Source organism: Nitrobacter sp. 62-23 (assembly GCF_001897285.1).
GTDB lineage: Bacteria > Pseudomonadota > Alphaproteobacteria > Rhizobiales > Xanthobacteraceae > Nitrobacter.
Genome location: NZ_MKSM01000020.1, coordinates 1 through 18,243, shown reverse-complemented (window position 1 = coordinate 18,243; position 18,243 = coordinate 1). Strand labels below are relative to the sequence as shown.

The 18,243-nt window shown below is 61.2% G+C and carries 12 protein-coding genes; 4 read left to right on the top strand and 8 right to left on the bottom strand.

The features are described from left to right. Positions 1-2,022, top strand: a 2,022-nt coding sequence (locus tag BGO16_RS02390; protein WP_292616977.1) for an NADP-dependent malic enzyme, incomplete at its 5' end; no start/stop codon positions are given. 83 nt (positions 2,023-2,105) lie between these two features. Here BGO16_RS02390 and BGO16_RS02385 read toward each other — a convergent pair. Then, on the bottom strand, positions 2,106-2,657 hold the full coding sequence (locus BGO16_RS02385) for a dihydrofolate reductase (protein ID WP_292616975.1): 552 nt from the start codon (positions 2,655-2,657) through the stop codon (positions 2,106-2,108). A 17-nt stretch (positions 2,658-2,674) separates the two neighbouring features. Beyond that, positions 2,675-3,607 carry a polysaccharide deacetylase family protein gene (locus tag BGO16_RS02380; RefSeq protein WP_292616973.1) on the bottom strand — a complete coding sequence of 311 codons (933 nt, stop codon included), beginning with the start codon at positions 3,605-3,607 and terminating at the stop codon, positions 2,675-2,677. Positions 3,608-3,912: 305 nt separating this feature from the next. Here BGO16_RS02380 and BGO16_RS02375 point away from each other — a divergent pair, with 305 nt between their 5' ends. From BGO16_RS02375 to BGO16_RS02365, 3 genes are all read left to right on the top strand, one after another. Beyond that, positions 3,913-4,728 carry an isocitrate lyase/phosphoenolpyruvate mutase family protein gene (locus BGO16_RS02375; protein ID WP_292616971.1) on the top strand — a complete coding sequence of 272 codons (816 nt, stop codon included), beginning with the start codon at positions 3,913-3,915 and terminating at the stop codon, positions 4,726-4,728. Between the two features lie 257 nt (positions 4,729-4,985). Next, the gene (locus BGO16_RS02370) at positions 4,986-8,480 is read left to right on the top strand and encodes an indolepyruvate ferredoxin oxidoreductase family protein (protein ID WP_292616969.1); all 3,495 of its coding nucleotides are present in this window, start codon (positions 4,986-4,988) and stop codon (positions 8,478-8,480) included. Between the two features lie 112 nt (positions 8,481-8,592). Further along, positions 8,593-11,274: a PAS domain S-box protein gene (locus BGO16_RS02365; RefSeq protein WP_292616966.1), complete on the top strand. Its 2,682-nt coding sequence runs from the start codon at positions 8,593-8,595 to the stop codon at positions 11,272-11,274. A gap of 95 nt (positions 11,275-11,369) precedes the next feature. Here the strand turns inward: BGO16_RS02365 and BGO16_RS02360 are convergent, their stop codons facing one another. From BGO16_RS02360 to BGO16_RS02335, 6 genes are all read right to left on the bottom strand, one after another. Then, complete coding sequence (locus BGO16_RS02360; RefSeq protein WP_292616964.1) at positions 11,370-11,720, bottom strand: GrlR family regulatory protein; 351 nt, start codon at positions 11,718-11,720, stop codon at positions 11,370-11,372. 536 nt (positions 11,721-12,256) lie between these two features. Continuing rightward, a complete protein-coding gene (locus BGO16_RS02355; RefSeq protein WP_292616962.1) occupies positions 12,257-12,580 on the bottom strand; it encodes a hypothetical protein in 324 nt (107 codons plus the stop codon). Positions 12,581-13,065: 485 nt separating this feature from the next. After that, on the bottom strand, positions 13,066-15,516 hold the full coding sequence (locus BGO16_RS02350) for a TonB-dependent receptor (RefSeq protein WP_292616959.1): 2,451 nt from the start codon (positions 15,514-15,516) through the stop codon (positions 13,066-13,068). 402 nt (positions 15,517-15,918) lie between these two features. Next, the gene (locus tag BGO16_RS02345) at positions 15,919-16,920 is read right to left on the bottom strand and encodes a FecR domain-containing protein (protein WP_292616956.1); all 1,002 of its coding nucleotides are present in this window, start codon (positions 16,918-16,920) and stop codon (positions 15,919-15,921) included. Positions 16,921-17,107: 187 nt separating this feature from the next. Further along, positions 17,108-17,617, bottom strand: a complete 510-nt coding sequence (locus tag BGO16_RS02340; RefSeq protein ID WP_292616954.1) for a sigma-70 family RNA polymerase sigma factor — start codon at positions 17,615-17,617, stop codon at positions 17,108-17,110. A 462-nt stretch (positions 17,618-18,079) separates the two neighbouring features. Continuing rightward, entirely contained in the window at positions 18,080-18,205 is a 126-nt protein-coding gene (locus tag BGO16_RS02335; RefSeq protein WP_292616951.1) for a hypothetical protein, read from the bottom strand. Between the last annotated feature and the right edge of the window lie 38 nt (positions 18,206-18,243).

The window sequence follows — 18,243 nt, the reverse complement described above, 5'->3', positions numbered from 1 at the left end:
GAAGGCAAGGCGGTCCTGTTCAAGAAGTTCGCCGGCATCGACGTGTTCGATATCGAGATAGCAGCCGACACCATCGAGCGCGTGGTGGAGACGGTTGCGGCGCTGGAGCCGACTTTCGGCGGGATCAATCTTGAGGACATCAAGGGTCCGGAGTGCTTCGAGATCGAGGAGCAGTTGAAGGCCCGGATGAAGATTCCGGTGTTCCACGACGATCAGCACGGCACCGCGATCATCGTCGCAGCCGCCATCACCAACGGACTGCTCCTGAATGGCAAGGCGCTTGCGGACATCAAGATCGTTGCCTCCGGCGCAGGGGCGGCCGCCATCGCCTGCCTCGATCTTTTGGTGTCGATGGGCGCGCAACGCAAGAACATCTGGGTCTGCGATATTGACGGCCTGGTCTACCAGGGCCGCGAACGTTTGATGGACCGGTGGAAGGCGGCCTACGCTCAGAATACCGACAAACGCACCCTGGCCGAGGTGATCGCGGGTGCGGACGTGTTTCTCGGGGTTTCGGCCGGCGGCGTGCTGAAACCGGAGATGGTCGCGCAGATGGCGGACAAGCCGCTGGTGATGGCGCTCGCCAATCCGACCCCCGAAATCATGCCGGACGAGGCGCGCAAGGTGCGGCCCGATGCCATGATCTGCACCGGTCGTTCCGATTTCCCAAATCAGGTGAACAATGTCCTGTGCTTTCCCTTCATTTTCCGCGGTGCTCTTGACGTCGGCGCGACCGCGATCAACGAGGACATGAAGCTCGCCGCCGCCGATGCCATCGCGCGACTCGCGCGTGAGCCGCCGTCCGATGCGGCGGTCAGGTTTGATGGAGAGACCGAAGGGTTTGGACCGGGTTCGCTGATTCCGAGTCCGTTCGACCCCCGGCTGATCCTGCGTATCGCCCCCGCGGTTGCGAAGGCCGCCATGGCGTCCGGCGTCGCGACACGGCCGATTACGAATTTCGACGAATACCAGGGGCGGCTCGAACGCTTCGCGTTCCGCTCCGGCCTCGTCATGAAGCCGGTGTTTACCCAGGCGAAAACCCAGCCCTGTCGGGTGATCTACGCCGAGGGCGAGGATATGCGGGTGCTGCGGGCAACCCAGCAGGTGCTTGAGGAGCGACTGGCGCGTCCGATTCTGGTTGGTCGTCCGTCGGTGGTGGAAACGCGGATCAGGCGTCTGCGCCTCGCGATCAAGGCCGGTAGGGATTTCGACCTCATCAATCCCGAGGACGATCCTCGTTACCGTTCATACGTGCAGTCCTATACCGACGTCGCCGGCCGCTTCGGCGCGACGCCCGACGTCGCCCGCACCACGATCCGTACCAACGCAACTGTGATCGCCGCGCTTGCTGTGGTGCGCGGCGAGGCCGACGCCATGCTGTGCGGGGTTGAAGGCAGCTACATGCGGCACCTTCGCCACGTTCGGGAAATCATCGGATACATGCCCGGCGCGAGCGATTTCGCCGCGCTGTCATTGATGATCACAAGCAAGGGCGCTTATTTCATTGCGGATACGCAGGTTCGTCCGAACCCGTCCGCCGAGGAACTGGCCGACATCGCTGCGCGAGCGGCGGTGCATGTGCAGCGCTTCAACATCAAGCCGAAGATCGCGTTCGTGTCGCATTCCGATTTCGGCAGCTACCATACAGAATCGTCGTGTAAAGTGCGTCGCGCCGCCAATCTGTTCCATGAACGCCATCCGGAGATCGAGGCCGACGGAGAAATGCAGGGCGATACCGCGCTGTCGGAATCGGCGCGACAATTGATCCTGCCGCATTCGCGGCTCACCGGTGTCGCCAACGTCCTGATCCTGCCCAATCTCGATGCGGCGAACGCGGCCTATCAGATGATCAAGGTGATTGGCGGCGGCTTGCAGGTCGGGCCCATTCTGATCGGTCCCGCGCGGCCCGCGCACATCCTGACGCCGTCGGTGACGGCGCGCGGCATCCTCAACATGACGGCCGTGGCGGTGGTGGAGGCGCAGGAACGCACGAGTCGGCAGCAACCCGCTTTGTTCGGTTGAATAGGACGGACGGTCTTCGCCTTGCTGTAGAGCGTTTTCGAGCGAAGTGGAATCCGGTCCGCGTGAAGAAAACGCGTCAAACGCTATGGCCCGCGACGCCACGCGGTGACGCGGACGTCGTTCGCCGCGTCGAGTATCCTGGTCTCGCGGGGTTGCAGCCCATGCGCCGTCAGCACGGATTGCGGAGATTCGCCGGGAACCGGCGGGAAACAGCCTTCGCCGCCAGGCAGCGTCACGTGGGGAGCCTCGGACAGCCAGAATGTATCGTATCGGTCGAGAAACATTTCGAAGACGGACGGCCCGCCGATAATCGCGACCGTGCCGTCGCGCACCCCGGCGTGATCGCAGGCGTCCTCGAACGAGGCACCGGCAGGATTCCACAAAGTCGCTTTCGGGTTGTTGGGATCGGCGGCGATATCCGTGACGCGACGGGTCAATATGATCCGCTTGCGGAGCGGTGAGTTAGGCTGATCCTCATACGAATTGCGGCCATGCACGACGAGGTTCGCGCTATCCAGCCCGGCGGTGAAGAATTCAAGGTCGCCTTTGAATTTCAGCGCCTGCGGCATCACATGGTTCGCATCGGCGAGCATTCCGTCCGCTGATACGATGACGTAGCCTTCGATGCGAAGCATATCCAGGTCGCAGCGCGCTATTCTGAGATCGTCTGGACGACGCTGTTGACGGGCCGAGAACTCACGGTCGGCAGCTTGGTGTCTTTCTTCAGTTCGTCGTCGTATTGAGCGAGCGTCTCGACCGGCGCCTTGGCCTTCATCTGCACGACCTTGTATCCGCCGGCCTTCAACCGGCGCAGAATCTCCGGCAGCGCCTCGGCGGTATGCTTCTGGAAATCATGCATTAGAATGATGCCCTTGCCGACCTTGTCGAGTTTCCTGAAGATATTGTCGACCACCTGTTGGGCCTTGTGCGACTTGAAATCGAATGAGTCGACGTCGCAGGAGAAGATCGCGATGTTGCGCTCGCCGAGGTAAGTCACCATCTCCGGCGGGTGCTGTAACGCCGGGAAGCGGAAGAACGGGGCGGGGGCGGCCTCGAGCGCCCACTTGACGGCGCTGAATCCCTTCTCGATCTCGTCCTTGCGCTGCGCTTCGGACAGCTTCTTGTTGTTGAGATTGGCATGCGACCACGTGTGCGCGCCGACCGTGTGCCCGGCGGCGGCGACCTGCCGCAAAATCTCAGGATGGTAGGTCGCGTGCTTGCCGATCGAGAAAAAGATGCCGGTGGTGCACTGGTCGGCGAGCGCCTTCAGCACCGCAGGCGTATGTCCGGGCCATGGACCATCGTCGAAGGTCAGCACCACTTCCTTGTCACGTAGGAAATCGAGCTGCTTGAAATGTTCAAAGCCGAATCCCGGACCGCCGGTGGTATCAATCTGCACCACGCGCGCGATGCCGAGCGCGTCGGGGTTTCCGTTGCAGGCGACCTTCGGTCCGCTCGTGGGCGCGGGAGTTGGAACGGCCGCAGGCGCGGGTTGCGGCGCTCCCCTCGGCGTCTGTGACCACGCGGCTGTCGTCGCGCATAATGAAACCGCGCCTGCAAAAATCAGTCCCACCGCGATGCGCATATCAAAACCCCAACATTGGCCGCGCGTTGGATTCCCGCGCCAGGTTGTCATTCTGGCGGAGTGAATTCGACGTCGCTGCCAACCTTGCAGCAGGCGAACGTCAAATTCAAAACTTCACGCGACGCCTGAGAGTTGCCAGTTGTCCCTCGATTTCAACATTCGCAGGAGTTCCTGCCGCATCAGGATACAAATTCCAGAATCGCGCTTCAAGCGTAGCATAACCGAAGCATTCGCGTCGAGAAAGCAGGTATATATGCGATCGTCGGGCATTGGTCCTTATGAACGTGACGGAAGGAGGCTTCAGAATGCCGTCGACGGCCGAGAAACGCTCTGCGTTCCGCAAACTTCACGAAAGCGGCTGTTTTGTGATCCCCAACCCCTGGGATGTCGGCAGCGCCAGGGCGTTGCAGGGCATGGGCTTTAAGGCGCTGGCGTCGACCAGCGCCGGCTTCGCCTGGTCGACCGGCAAGGCCGACAACCACATCACGTTGGACAATGTGTGCGACCATCTGAGCACGCTGTGCGCGGCGGTCGATCTTCCCTTCAACGCTGATTTCGAAAATGGATTCGCTGTCGAGCCAGACGGTGTCGCAGCCAATGTGTCACGCGCCACGAAGACGGGCGTCGCCGGATTGTCGATCGAGGATTCCACAGGCGACAAGAACGAGCCACTTTACGACAGGACGCTGGCGATCGAACGCATCCGCGCGGCACGCAAAGCCATTGATGCCGATCACAGCGGCGTGCTGCTGGTGGGACGTTGCGAGGCTTTCCTGTGGGGGATCCCCGATCTCAAGCTGACGATAGACCGGTTGCTGGCCTACGCGGACGCGGGAGCCGATTGCCTTTATGCGCCGGGCCTGAAATCGAAAGACGACATTGCTGCCGCGGTGAAGGCGGTTCACCCGAAACCTTTCAATCTGTTGATCGGCTGGCCGGGGCTGAGCGTCGCCGAAGCGGCCGATCTCGGCGTTCGCCGCATCAGCGTCGGCGGCGCCTTGGCGCGTGTGGCGTGGAGCGGCTTTCTGGGTGCGGCCAGGCAGATCGCGGAGAAGGGTACTTTTGACGGGCTCGGTGCAGGTTATCCCGCAGGCCAACTGAACGCGATGTTCTCCGGCTGAGGCTCATCACATCGCGTTTGCGAGTGCAGCAATCCGGGCCGGATTCCCGGCCGCCACGTCCTTGCGCAGCAGGGTCTCGCGACGACACAAGCTGTTATTCCTGGCGATCCTTTCGTAACGAAATTACGCTCCTTGAACGCCCGGCCGGGCTGCCGGATTCCGTGAATCCTCCCTTTCAGGAAGCGTTAAAGACTGGTTGTGGAGGCTCGGAATAACTAACTCTAGCAATGCCGTCGCAGCCACGAGCAGAGGGTGCAATGGGAATCGATCAGGGTCCGATCAGTCTCGATCAGAAATACACCCAAGGTACCGGCCACATCTTCACGACGGGCCTTCAGGCGCTTGTTCGTTTGCCGATGGCGCAAATCCGGCGCGACCGCTCCGCCGGCCTCAATACCGCCGGCTTCATTTCAGGCTATCGGGGCTCGCCGCTCGGCGGCTATGACCAGCAACTCTTCGCCGCGCGCAGCCATCTCGAACGCTACAACATCAAATTCCAGCCCGGCGTGAACGAGGATCTCGCGGCGACTGCGGTGTGGGGTTCGCAACAACTCCATCTCTCGCCTGGTGCGGCCTACGACGGGGTGGTCGGAATCTGGTACGGCAAAGGGCCGGGCGTGGACCGCTGCGGCGACGTATTCCGGCACGGCAACGCCGCGGGTTCGGCGAGGCACGGCGGTGTGCTGTGTCTGGCCGGCGACGACCACGGCGCCAAATCCTCTACCGTTCCGCATCAGTCGGACCACGCATTCATTGCGGCGCTGATGCCCTATCTCTATCCGTCATCGATCCATGAAATGATCCAGATGGGACTGCTCGGCATCGCGATGTCGCGCTATTCCGGCTGCTGGGTCGGGATGAAGGTCATCACCGAGACGGTGGAAACCACCGCCGAGATCGACCTCGCCGATGAACTGACCCCGTTTGTCACGCCATCCGATTTCGAGATGCCGCCCGGCGGGTTGAACCTGCGCTGGCCCGACGATCGCTACGATCAGGACAGGCGCTTGCAGGACCATAAGGGCTTCGCCGCGGTCGCGTTCGCGCGCGCCAACAGGATCAATCGCATCACCATGGACTCGCCGAACGCGCGGTTCGGCATCATGGCGTCGGGAAAAAGCTACGAAGATATCCGGCAGGCGTTGCGCGAACTCGGGATCACCGAGCAGGTCGCCGCGAGGATCGGATTGCGGCTTTACAAGATCGGCATGCCCTGGCCGCTGGAGCCGCAGGGCGTGCGTGAATTCGCCGTCGGGCTCGAGGAAATCTTTATCGTCGAGGAACGCCGCGAGATCGTTGAAAATCAGGTCAAGCAGGAGTTGTTCAACTGGCGCGACGACGTTCGGCCGCGCATCATTGGCAAGATGGACGATCACGACAAGCGGTTTCTGCCGTTCGCGCAGGAACTAAGCGTCGCGTCGCTGGCAACATCGCTGACAGAGCGGCTGCTGCGTCTGAACCTCAATCCGGAAATCGCCGAAATGCTGCGCGCCAGGGCCGACTGGTTCAACGGTCGCCAGGCCACGCAAATGCAGGCAGCGGCCCCCATCGCTCGCGTGCCCTATTTCTGCTCGGGCTGTCCGCACAACACCTCGACCAAAGTCCCCGAAGGCAGCCGCGCCACCGCGGGCATCGGTTGCCACTACATGGCGATCTGGATGGATCGCAACACCGAAACGTTCACCCACATGGGCGGCGAGGGCGCGCCGTGGGTCGGAATTGCGCCATTCACCAATGAGAAGCACATCTTCGCCAATCTCGGTGACGGCACCTATTTCCATTCGGGCAGCCTCGCGATCCGTCAGGCTGTCGCTTCCAAGGCGAACATCACCTACAAGATTCTCTATAACGACGCCGTCGCCATGACCGGTGGCCAGCATGTCGACGGTGACCTGTCGCCGCAGCGGATCACCTTCCAGCTTCACGCCGAAGGCGTCCGCGATATTTATCTCGTGTCCGAGAATCCGGATGCTTATCCGGCGGCCGATATCGCGCCGGGAAGCCGAACCGCGCATCGCGACGACCTCGATATGGTCATGAAGACCTGCCGGGAGACCAAAGGCGTCTCGGCGATCGTGTTCGTGCAGACCTGCGCCGCCGAGAAACGCCGCCGCCGCAAGCGCGGCACCATGGAAGATCCGCAGCGCCGCGTGCTGATCAATCCGGCCGTCTGCGAAGGCTGCGGCGACTGCTCGGTGCAGTCGAACTGCATTTCCGTGGAACCGCTGGAAACCGAGATGGGGCGCAAGCGCACCATCAACCAGTCGTCCTGCAACAAGGATTATTCCTGCCTCAAGGGCTTCTGCCCGTCGTTCGTCACGGTCGACGGCGGTCGTCTGCGCCAGCGCGCGCCGGCGGATCTCGGCGCGATCGGCGAGTTGCCCGAACCGCCGTTGCGGCCGTCGCTGGAGCGTCCCTACAATATCGCGGTCGGAGGCGTCGGCGGCACCGGCGTGCTGACGATCGGCGCGCTGCTCGGCATGGCCGCGCATATTGAAGGCAAGGCCAGCATGATTCTCGATATGTCCGGCCTCGCCCAGAAGGGCGGCGCGGTTCTGAGCCATGTCCGGCTATCGCGCAATCCTGCGGATGTGACCTGTTCGCGGATCGTTACCGGCACGGCCGATCTCGTCATCGCCGCCGACGAGGTCGTGGCGGCCGCCAAAGATACGATGATGCTGTGTGCGTCGGACCGCACTCACGGCGTCATCAATACCCATCTCATTCCGACCGCGGATTTCGTTCTCAACCGGGATTTCGATTTCCAAAGCGGCAAGGTCGGCCGCGCTCTTGAAACCGCGTTATGCAAGGACGCGACTTTCATGGACTTCACCACGCCGGCCGAGTCATTGCTCGGCGACTCAATTGCCACCAACATGATGATGATGGGCTATGCCTATCAAAAAGGGCTGTTGCCGTTGACGGCGGAAGCGATCGAGCAGGCGATCGAGGTGAACGGCGTCGCGGTCAAGATGAATATCGAGGCGTTTCGGCTCGGGCGGCTTGCGGTGGTCGATGCGGCCCGCCTGGCGACGATGATGAAGGGGACGGATGAACTAAAAGCGGCGAAGACGCTCGAACAAATGACGCTCGACGAGATTGTCGCGCACCGCTCGGCCTATCTTGCTGACTACCAGAATAAAAGGCTTGCGGAAAAATATCGCGTCATGGTCGATCGGGTCAGGAGTGCGGCGGCTCGAGGCGGCTACGGCGACGCGTTGCCGCGGGCGGTCGCCGTCAATTACGCGAAGCTGCTGGCCTACAAGGATGAGTATGAGGTGGCGCGACTCTACACCGATGGCCGCTTCGAGAAGCAGCTTGGCGACCAGTTCGAAGGTGACTACAGGATCAGCTTCCACCTCGCGCCGCCGATGTTCGACAATAAAAAGGACGCGCTCGGCCGTCCCGTCAAGAGATCCTATAACGGGTCGCGGATGATGCCGGTATTTCGCCTGCTGGCGAGCATGAAAGGTTTGCGCGGCACAGCCTTCGACATGTTCGGCTATAGCGCCGCGCGCAAGCTGGAGCGCGAGTTGATCGAGAGTTACGAAAAGGATGTCGCCTTCGTGCTGGACAGGCTTTCGCCGGCCAACATCGAGAGTGCAATTGAGTTGTTGTCGCTGCCGGACCGCATTCGCGGCTATGGTCCGGTCAAAGAGAAGGCGGCGGCTGACGCCAAAATCCGTCATTCGGAATTGGCGCGCGATCTCACGGACACTTCTCCGGCGCCACGGCAGATCGCTGCGGAATAACACGGGTGCGGCAACAGCTTCACCATAAATAGGCGATCCGCCCAGCTACCGACGTCGACCGAATCCGTAATCCAGCCTATATTGGATCGTCGGGAGGCCGGTCCATAACGTCATGCAATCAAGGTTCGGAGCACTTTTTCAGCGGATGCGGTCATCCTCGCTGTCGATCGGCCAGATTACCTTCGGCGGGTTTTTGCTGGTACTGGCGATTATTGCGATAACCAGCGTGGCCAACGTCGTCGCGACGCGTCATCTCGATAATACATTCGCCGAGTTGCAGCGGCTGGATAAGATCGGCGACCTTGCGGAGGAAATCGATCGCCGCATGGGCGAGCTGCGCCTCGCGGCGCGAGATTACGTCACCGATCCGGGCGCGCCGTCCGGCGACGTCTGGGGGGCCGCATCATCGCTGAACGAGGTGCTCAAGAAGACCCGTATCGAGCTTGCGCCGGAGCAGCAGGCGATGATCGACGGCGTCACGAAACGGCTGGAAGCCTACCGCGACGGGATCGCGCGGGTGACCAACCTGATCGCAAGCCGCGCGAAACTGGTCGAGACCCTGCCGCTGCTACGCGAAAAACTTGAAACCGTGACCGAGCAGGCCGCCGATCAGTCGGCCTCAAGAACCTTGTTTCGCGCTCAGAGCGACGTCGCCGCCGCACTGCTCGGGCATGACCCCTCTGCTGCCGAGCAGTCGGCGGAAAGAATGCGCGCCATCCCGATCAGCGTGCCTGTAGTACGTGAGGCCGTCGAGGCCTATGCCGACGCCGTTATTGCGATATCCCTGCGGGAGCGCCAGATCGCCGACATCGACAGGGACGTGCTGGGCGCCGAAGGCCGGCTGATAGGGCAGGTCACGAAATTGTTGCGCGAACTCAGCGCGCAGCGCGAGCGGGTGCTGTCGCGCGATTTCGCGCGGACGCTGGCCGAAACCAAATGGCAGAGCATCGTTCTGGGTAGCGCGGGAATCATAACCGGCCTGCTCGCCGCCATGTTCGTCGTGCGACGCACGATCCGGCCCCTGAAGGCGATCGCGCGAGCGATCAGGAAGGTGGCCGGCGGCGAAAAGCAAGCATCGATCCCAGGGACCGAGGTCGATAACGAGATCGGAGATATCGCGCGCGCGGCCGAAGTCTTTCGCCGGACGCTGGCTGAAGCCGACTCGGCGCGGGAAGCTGCCGTTCACGCGTTGGCCGAGCAGCGTCTAGCCGAGGAGAGTTATCGCAAACTGTTCGAAGGCTCGGTAGATGGAATTTACGTCACGACGCCGGCCGGCCAATTACTTGACGCCAATCCCGCGCTGGCGCGGATCATGGGCTATGACACCTCGGATGATCTGATCCGCGACATCGGCGATATAACGCAGACGATCTATGTCGATCCGCAGGCGCGCGCTGAATACCAATCCCGGATGGAACGCGACGGCACCGTTCGCGAGTTCGAGTATCAGGTTCGCCATCGCGACGGCAGCGTCCGCTGGCTGTCTGATAGCGGGGCGGCCGTGCGCGATGAAAACGGCTTCATCGTCCGCTATGAGGGTGTGGTTCGTGACATTACCGACCAGCGGCGCGCCGAAGAGGCGATCGCAGAAGGACGGCGCTTGCTGCAACTTGTCGTCGACACCGTGCCGGCGGTGATCAATGTCAAGAACGCCGATTTGCGTTACGTGCTGATGAACCGCTACATGGCGGGCGTCTTCGGGATCGAACCTGCTGAGGCGATCGGCCGAACGACGAGCGATCTGATGTCGCGATACGGGGCGGCGAAAACCGAGGAGAGCGACAAGCGGGTTCTTGAGAGCGGCAAGGAACTCGGCTTCTACGAGGAGGAGTATGAAGATTCGTCCGGCGTGATGCGGCAATGGCTCGTCAACAAGCTGCCGATCCGCGGCGCCGACGGTCGTATCGAAAACATCGTCACGGTTGCGCTTGATATCGGTGATCGCAAACGCGGCGAGCAGGAAATGCGGCGCGCCAAGGATGCCGCCGAGGCGGCGCTGCGCAACCTGCGCGAAACCCAGAACTCGCTGATCGAGGCGGAGAAGCTCGCTGCACTCGGCCGTCTCGTGGCGGGCGTCGCTCACGAAGTCAACAATCCGATCGGCATTAGCCTGACAGTGGCTTCGTCCCTGGAGCGCAAGATCGCGGCGTTCGCCTCGGAAGTGAAACGCGGAGATTTGAGACGATCGAGTCTGAACGATTTTGTCGAGACCAATCGCGATGCTGCGTCGCAGCTTGTCGCCAATCTCAATCGCGCCGCTGAACTGGTCCAGTCATTCAAGCAGGTTGCCGCCGACCGCAACTATTCGGACAAGCGGATTTTCGATCTCGGCGAACTCACCGAGCAGGTGGTCATGAGTCTGCGCCCAGGTCTGCGCAAGCAGAATGTGACGCTGACGGTCGATTGCGAACCCAACCTCATGATGGACAGCTATCCCGGCCCTTACGGTCAGGTGCTGACAAATCTTTTCCTCAACTCGCTGGCGCATGCCTTTCCGGACGGCGAGGGTGGCGCGGTCGATATCAATGTACGGGGAGTCAGCCAGAACAAGGTCGAGATCCTGTTCTCCGACGACGGTTGCGGCATGAGTCCGGATGTTCGCCGCAAGGCATTCGATCCGTTCTTCACGACGCGCCGCGATCAGGGTGGCACCGGCCTTGGTCTGCACATCGTCTACAACATCGTGACGAACCGTCTTGGCGGACGCCTCGATCTCGACTCGGGATCGGGGAAGGGCACGCGAGTTCACATTGTCTTGCCGCGCGTCGCTCCAATGGAACTGGCGGCGGAGTAGCAGCCCGAACCGGGTATGGCCGACGCCATCACCCGGTTCGCAACGAGGTCCCACGCGACGGGCCGTCGGTCCTCAAAATTGAGGGTGTCGCAGCGTCAATCCGTATCGGCGAGCTTGCGCAGCGTTGCCTGAAAAATCTGGCTGGCCTTTCCGACCAGCGCCGTGCCGTTCACCGTGCCGGTGGTATCCGTGAATGTGCCGGTCACGCCGACGCCCACGGGTTCATCGCCGCCGAACAATACATTTCCGTCGGGGCTCGGCGTGTGGCGCTGGATCAGAACCTCTCCCCTGAACGTGCCGTCTTTTTTCGTGATATAGCTGCCGGTATAGAACAGATAGGCGTCGCCACCGTGGATCTTGCCGTCGCGGAACATCACGACGCCGCTGCCCTTGCCCACACGCCCGTCAAGCAAGGCGACATGAACCGAATACAGCCCATTTTTCATGGTGATCCGCTCACAACCGGAATGTTGTCTTGTCCCGCCGTCATTATGTCAAAAAGGGCGCGCGCGCGTCAATGCGACACCAGCGCGAGGAACCCGTTCAAGAATGGAAAGCGGCGGTAGCGAGTGCCATGAGCAAGTGCCATGACGACGCACGGCGGAGCGCCGCGCGGCCGCTGATCATGGCGGCGACGTCGGATGACCATCCGGACCTACGTGGTTGCGGTGAAAGTTCCACCGACTCCATAGACCGATCAGGGTTACCTTTTGGGCGGCCCAACGCACTGAGGCGGCCATGATCACGCGGAGCCGTTTTAATCCGGCGTCAACATGCGAGGGCCGCTTCCGATGGAATCAGAAGCATGAAGATTCCGGAGCATGTCCGGCGAAGACAGAAATCGCCGCCAATGCTCGTTCTCTGTGTTTGACGCAAACTCCAGCAAAATCGCTGGGCGTTTTTGCTGGAGTTGCTTTGGATGTGAGTAGTCTGAAATCGCTGCGATGACTTTGCGGCGAAGCCCGGCCGCGCGGTCGCCGCCCTATTTCGACTTCGAGTGCGATTTATGCGAGCTTGGCTTGGTGTCAGACGTTGCCGCAGAAGCAACCTGCTGCGAAAGCTGATCGAAACGCGCGCGCAGGTTTCCAACGTCCGCCTGAAGGGTGTCTATTGTCGCCTTGGCGGCCTTGGGATTTGTCCCGGCGCTATCTATTTTGGTCTTGAGAGCGTCGAAATCCGCTGCCCTGAATGTCCCCAACTGCGTGTGTATGCTCGCGAGCTGGGACTCCAGCCCCTTGATCTGTGCCTCGATCTGCGAGGCATCGAACGTTGGCGGATCTTTTATCTTGGCCTCAAGCGCGACCATGCGCTTGTCAAGCCCGGCGACCTGATCCGCGGAGACGACTGCCGCTTTCGGTTTCGGTGGAACGTCTGCCAGCGCTTTCGACGGAAGCGGGGCCCCGGAACTCCATACCAAACCCACGCTGCCGAAGAACACTGCAGCGAGAATGACAATGCCCCCGATCAATCGATTTGAATGGTCGCGTTCGCTCATTACATTCCCTCCCTCGCGTGTTGTCTTGTTAACTTATCTCCCTTCGGGCCAAGCGCGGACTATGACCGCTCTGCGACTATTTGTACAGGGGAAAGGCGGCGGGCTTGCGCTCGGATGATGCGTTGCAAATGAATCGGGACAATCCTGTGCCCAATCGTTGGCTGTTGCTCTCTTGCTGCCGTCGTCGACAGCAGGTGACGACACCCATGGCGCAGGATTATTGTTTGAGCGTTTTTCTTGATGACCGGCACCGCACGTTGAGCGCGGCGAACCAGTGGGTCCTCAGAACTTGGTCCTCAGAACTTGTAGGTCATGCTGAGAAGCACGCTGCGCGGCGCTCCCCATGCGTAGCCGGTGTACCAGCCATAGAACGTATAGTATTTGTTATCCAGCAGGTTCCTGATGTTGAGCGTGGCCGACAGATTGTCGTTGAACTTGTAGCTCGCCATCGCGTCCACCACCCAGTAGCTCGGCGCTGTGAACATCACCCTCCCATAAACCGGATTAGTAGTATTTTCCCAGGTCTTGTCCATCCAGCGCGCACCTCCGCCTATCGTCAGGCCGTCGAGCGTGCCGTCGAGCTTGTAGGTGGTGTAGAACGTAAACTGGTTCGCCGGCGTGAGCGTGGAGACTCTCTCATTATCCTGCCGCGAGACATTGTGGGTGAACCCGGCCTGGAGCTGCCACTGTGGCGAGAGCTGGCCGGAGATTTCCAGTTCAAAGCCCTTGGTCATGACACCGTCCGCGGGACGGTAGGCCGGCGATCCGGTCGGCGTTAAGCCGCCGGTCGCGATCGGATAATTGTCCTGCTTGACCTGAAAGTACGCCGCGCTGGCATTGAGGCGCCCATCGAAGAAGGCGGACTTGAGCCCCACTTCCGCGTTCGTGCCTTCTAGCGGCGGGAGCGTCGCGCCCTGTTCGTTCTGCGCTGCCTGAGGTTTGAATATGCCGGTATAGCTGGCGTAGGCGGACAGAACATCCGTGAGGTCGAGGATGGCTCCATAGTAGGGTACAATGAAGCCGGACTTTTTGAAGTGATCGTCGTTCCCCCAGAAGTGTTGCCGCGATTCGTAGTTGGCGACGCGCCCGCCCAGCAGCACCTTCAGCCTGTCGTGCACCTGAAGCCGCGTGGCCGCGTAGAATCCGCTTTCATCGTCGATTTGTCTGTTGGTGGAGGTCGGGACCGGCAGCAATCTCGGTTGAGGAATGTTCCCGGTCCAGTTGTAGAAATCAGAAACGATATTGCTGGCTCCCGGTCCTGTCGGGTCCACGTCGAAACTATCGCTCGTCCAATCACGCCTCGAAATGCGGCCGCCGACGACGAGTTCGTGCTTGCGGTCGAACAGCCACAACGGCCCCGAAGCGGAAAGGTCCGCGGCATCGTTCCGGGTTTCGCCGATGAAGTTATACCGCCACAGCCTCACGCCGGTGCCGTCCAGCGGGTTCGGAGCGCCGCCGGAGGCGGAGGCTACCGTAGAATCATAGCCCCTGATCTGGCGATTGAGGCGCAGCTTGACCCGCCAGTCATTGTCGAAGCGATGCTCCAGCGTCGTGAAGACGTTATAGGCGTGCTCCGCCCAACTGCTCCAGCGCGCGCCGGGGTTGAACGAGCGCGGCACTTCATTGAACTCGCCGAGGCTGTTGAACAGCGGAATCATTCCGGACGTGGAGCCTTTCGGAACATTCCGCTGATAGTCCGCGCCGACAGTCAAAAGCGTGTCCGGCGTCAGGTCCGCCTCGACGATCCCGTAAAATACCGAACTCTTGTGATGATAATGATCGAGATAAGATCCCCTGTCCTGATGGGCGGTGACGAAACGGCCGCGCACGGTACCGCTTTCGTTCAGCGGACCGCTGACGTCGAGTTCACCGCGATAGTCCTCCCATGAGCCGGCGCTGAGCGTGGTGTGGCCCTGAAAGGCGCGGGTCGGCTTCTTGCGGATCATGTTGATGGTCGCGCCGGGATCACCGACGCCTGTCATAAGGCCCGTCGCGCCCTTGAGAACTTCAACGCGATCGTAGATCGCCATGTCCGTTTGAGTTTCGGTGGCCGCGTAGCCGGATGTATAAGAGCCCGGCATCCCGTCATACTGAAAACTCTCGATGGGGAAGCCACGGGCATAGAAATAGGTGATCACGCTGCCGGCATTCACGGTGCTGAGCCCTGGCGTATGATCGACGACTTCATTGATCGACTTTAAGCTGAAGTCGTTCATCTGCTGCCGCGTCACCACGCTGATCGACTGCGGCGTCTCGCGCGGGCTGAGTTGAAGGCCGGTTGCAGTCGCCGTCACGCTCGGCGTGTAGGAGCCGGTGCCCTCGGTCATGCCGGGGTCGCTCGTCGATGCGCCCTGCACGTCGATGGTGTCGAGCGAGATCGCGCCCGCGACACTCGCTCCGCCGGCAGAAGTGGACGCCGCCGCGATCGAAACGGTTCGCGAATCCGGGAACGAGTAGGTAAGTCCGGTGCCTTGAAGGATTCTCGCAAGCGCTTGCGCGGGCGACGCGACGCCGTTGATGCCGGGAGACGACTTGCCTGTCGCGATCGCAGGGACATAAACGATCTGGAGACCGCTCTGGCGGCCGAATTCCGCCAACACACGATTCAGGGAGCCGCCGGGGATCGCATATGATGCTTGCGCCGTCTGCGCGCTCGCCGACGGCGACAACGCGAACGATCCGCATATCATCGCTGTCGATGCCAGCAGAAAAGCCGCTGCGCGGACATTCCGAAACTTCAGCCCCATGACAAAGCAACCCCTGAATGCTTCAACAGGGCTGCCGGAACGCGCCCCCCTATTTGTGCATACGAACGGGGCTTCGGTGTTTTCCCATCCTCGCCGAAAATTTTTTCGGGTTTGAAAGTCGTCGTGGCCGGAGTTGATCCGGCAGTCCATCCTCTCCCTTTATCTGCCTCCCGCTGGCAGAGAGGGTAGGGTGGGGGCTTACCCGAAAAGCAAGCCCGCGGGTCGGTTTGGAAATTCTAGTGGTCCGATTCTAACATTTGCATCCCGTTGCCGCAGGGAGTTCTTGCAAATGTTAGAATCAAAGGACCACTAGTAACTATCAGGTTTCTAGTGGAGTTTTGAATTTGACATTCGCCTGACAAGTTCGCTGCAAAGTGGGTAGCGAATGTCAAATTCACTCCACTAGATCGGTGAGATCACCGTGAGATAGGAGCCGACCGTCCGGACGCGACCGCCGAATGGATGGACGAGCGCCCGGAACGCGCGAGGCGGATCGACAAGGTCGAACACGCCGCTGACGCGCTGCGTGCCAAGTCCGGGATCGACCACGACGGTGCGGCCCGGCTGCCAGCGGCTGATCTTGGCGATCAGCGACGAGACTGGCTCATCCTCGGCGAAAAGCTGCCCGGCGCGCCACGCCGCAATCTGGCTCGCCTCCCGCGTGCCGTGCTGGCTCATTCGCCGACGCTCGTCGAAGGCCAGCCACTGGCCGGCCGACAGGCGGGTCGCTTCGATGTCGGCTGCCATGGAGGTGACTTCCACCGTGCCGCGATCGACCGAGACCGACAGATAGCCGGCTCCATCGCTGACCTCGAACGCGGTGCCGAGTGCGGTTGTCACCAACCCGCCGATGCCGACGCGAAATGGCCGCTTCTGGTCGCTTGTCACGTCAAAAAACGCCATGCCCTGAAGCAGACGGATAAACCGCTGCTCCTCGTCGAACCGCACGGCCATCGCGCTGTCCGGCCCCATCGTGGCGACACTTCCATCAGCCAGGGTGACATCACGGATTTGCCCCGTGCCGGTGGTGAAATCCGCTCTCGCATCGATCAGCAGGCGCGGCAGCGTCAGATAGCTCGCCGCCGCACCGGCGCCCACAAGTCCGGCAATGACAAGCGAGCGCCGCGTGATGCCCTCCGCCGCCTTTTTCCCGGCTTCACGCTCATCGGTGATGATCTTGATCATCATGCCGTGAATTTCCGCGACTTCGGCCCAGGTGCTTTCGTGCTCCGGGCTTCTTGCGCGCCACTCCCGGATCATCCTGCGCGGAATGGGGTTTTCGGGATCGTTCTTCAGCCGGATCATCAGATCCGTGGCTTCTATGAACAGGCGATCCTCTTCGGACATGTCGTCGGTCATGAACACGCCTTCGGGCTGCGCCAGCCGGGTGCCGGCGCTCCACATCCCTACATCAAGTCATACGAAGGAGGCGCGGCGTTTTTCCCCTGCGCCGCCTGTTCGGGGCGGCTTTTTTTATGGGCCGGATCAGGGTTGCTGGAAGGACGTGCGAACTTCGGAATCAGGATATTAGAGCGTTTTCAAGCGAAGTGGCTATTGGTTCGCTTCTGATTCCATCAGAAGCGGAAAGGTTCTAGCCCTCCGCCTCGCGGAGGCGGTCGCGGACATGACGGTAGGCGCCGCGGATCAAGACCCAGGCCCGCGTGGTGGACACGCCCAGTTCTTGAGCCACGGCTGCGATGCCCTTTTCGCCAAGATGGTGCATCTCGAAGGCGCGACGTGTCCGTTCAGGCAATTCCTGCAAAGCGGCGGTTGAAATCGCGAGCCGCTGCCGGTCAAACACCGTTGTTTCGGGCGACGGCATGTCGTCCGGAATAGCCTCGAACTCGGCATCCGTCAGGGCAACCCGCCGCGCCTGCCGCTCACGCCGTATCTGATCGATGTGCAGATTGCGGGATGCGCGGAAAAGAAACGCGCGCGGGTTGTCGCATTTCGCCTGGTCTGGCCGGCCCGCCGCGAGCAGCCTCAGGAAGGCTTCCTGGGTCAGGTCGGCCGCGTTGTCCGGGCTGACCCCTCGTCGGCGAAGCGCGTTCGCGATCTCCTTCGAGTGCCGCACGAATAACGTGTGAAGGTCCCAGGACATCAATAATTGCCCGCTTCAGATTGCGGCGAGCCGATCGGGCGCCAGCCATCCCTGCCGATGGCCAATAGCGGCGGAATACTTCCTGCGCAAACTCAATGATTTAGAATGAATTTAAGGGAGGCGGTTCAAAAAACAGGCTACGTTATTTCCCACTCGCATCATTTTGAAAACGCACTCATTTCCGAAGCTGTTGCATTCCTGTCACGATGGAAGGCGTTCTGAAGGGTTTTTAGATGCCCTCTGCCGCACGAAGCGGGTAGCGCGGAGACCCCGCGTTTATCGTAGCCCGCCGGCAGCCATTGGTCGTGAACGATCCTGCCGCGGCCTGTCGCGAGTTCGCGGCTTTGCACGGAGCGCTCCCTCTGCGATCGCACTAACGAGTTTGCGCCATGGCTGTTTCTGCTGGCCTTGGCGCTGTTGGGGGGGCGGCTTAGTGCTGGAATAGCCGCACACAGTTCTTCATCACTGCGGCTGCGTCTGCGTTGGGATATTCGCCGAATGCTGGCCGTTCCCAGTGTAGACGTAGGAAAGAATGACCAACAGCGCGACGATCGCGCCTCCGATAATCCAGCCTGTTTTGACACTCATGGTACTCGTCCTCCAGATGGAATGTCATCCGGACTACC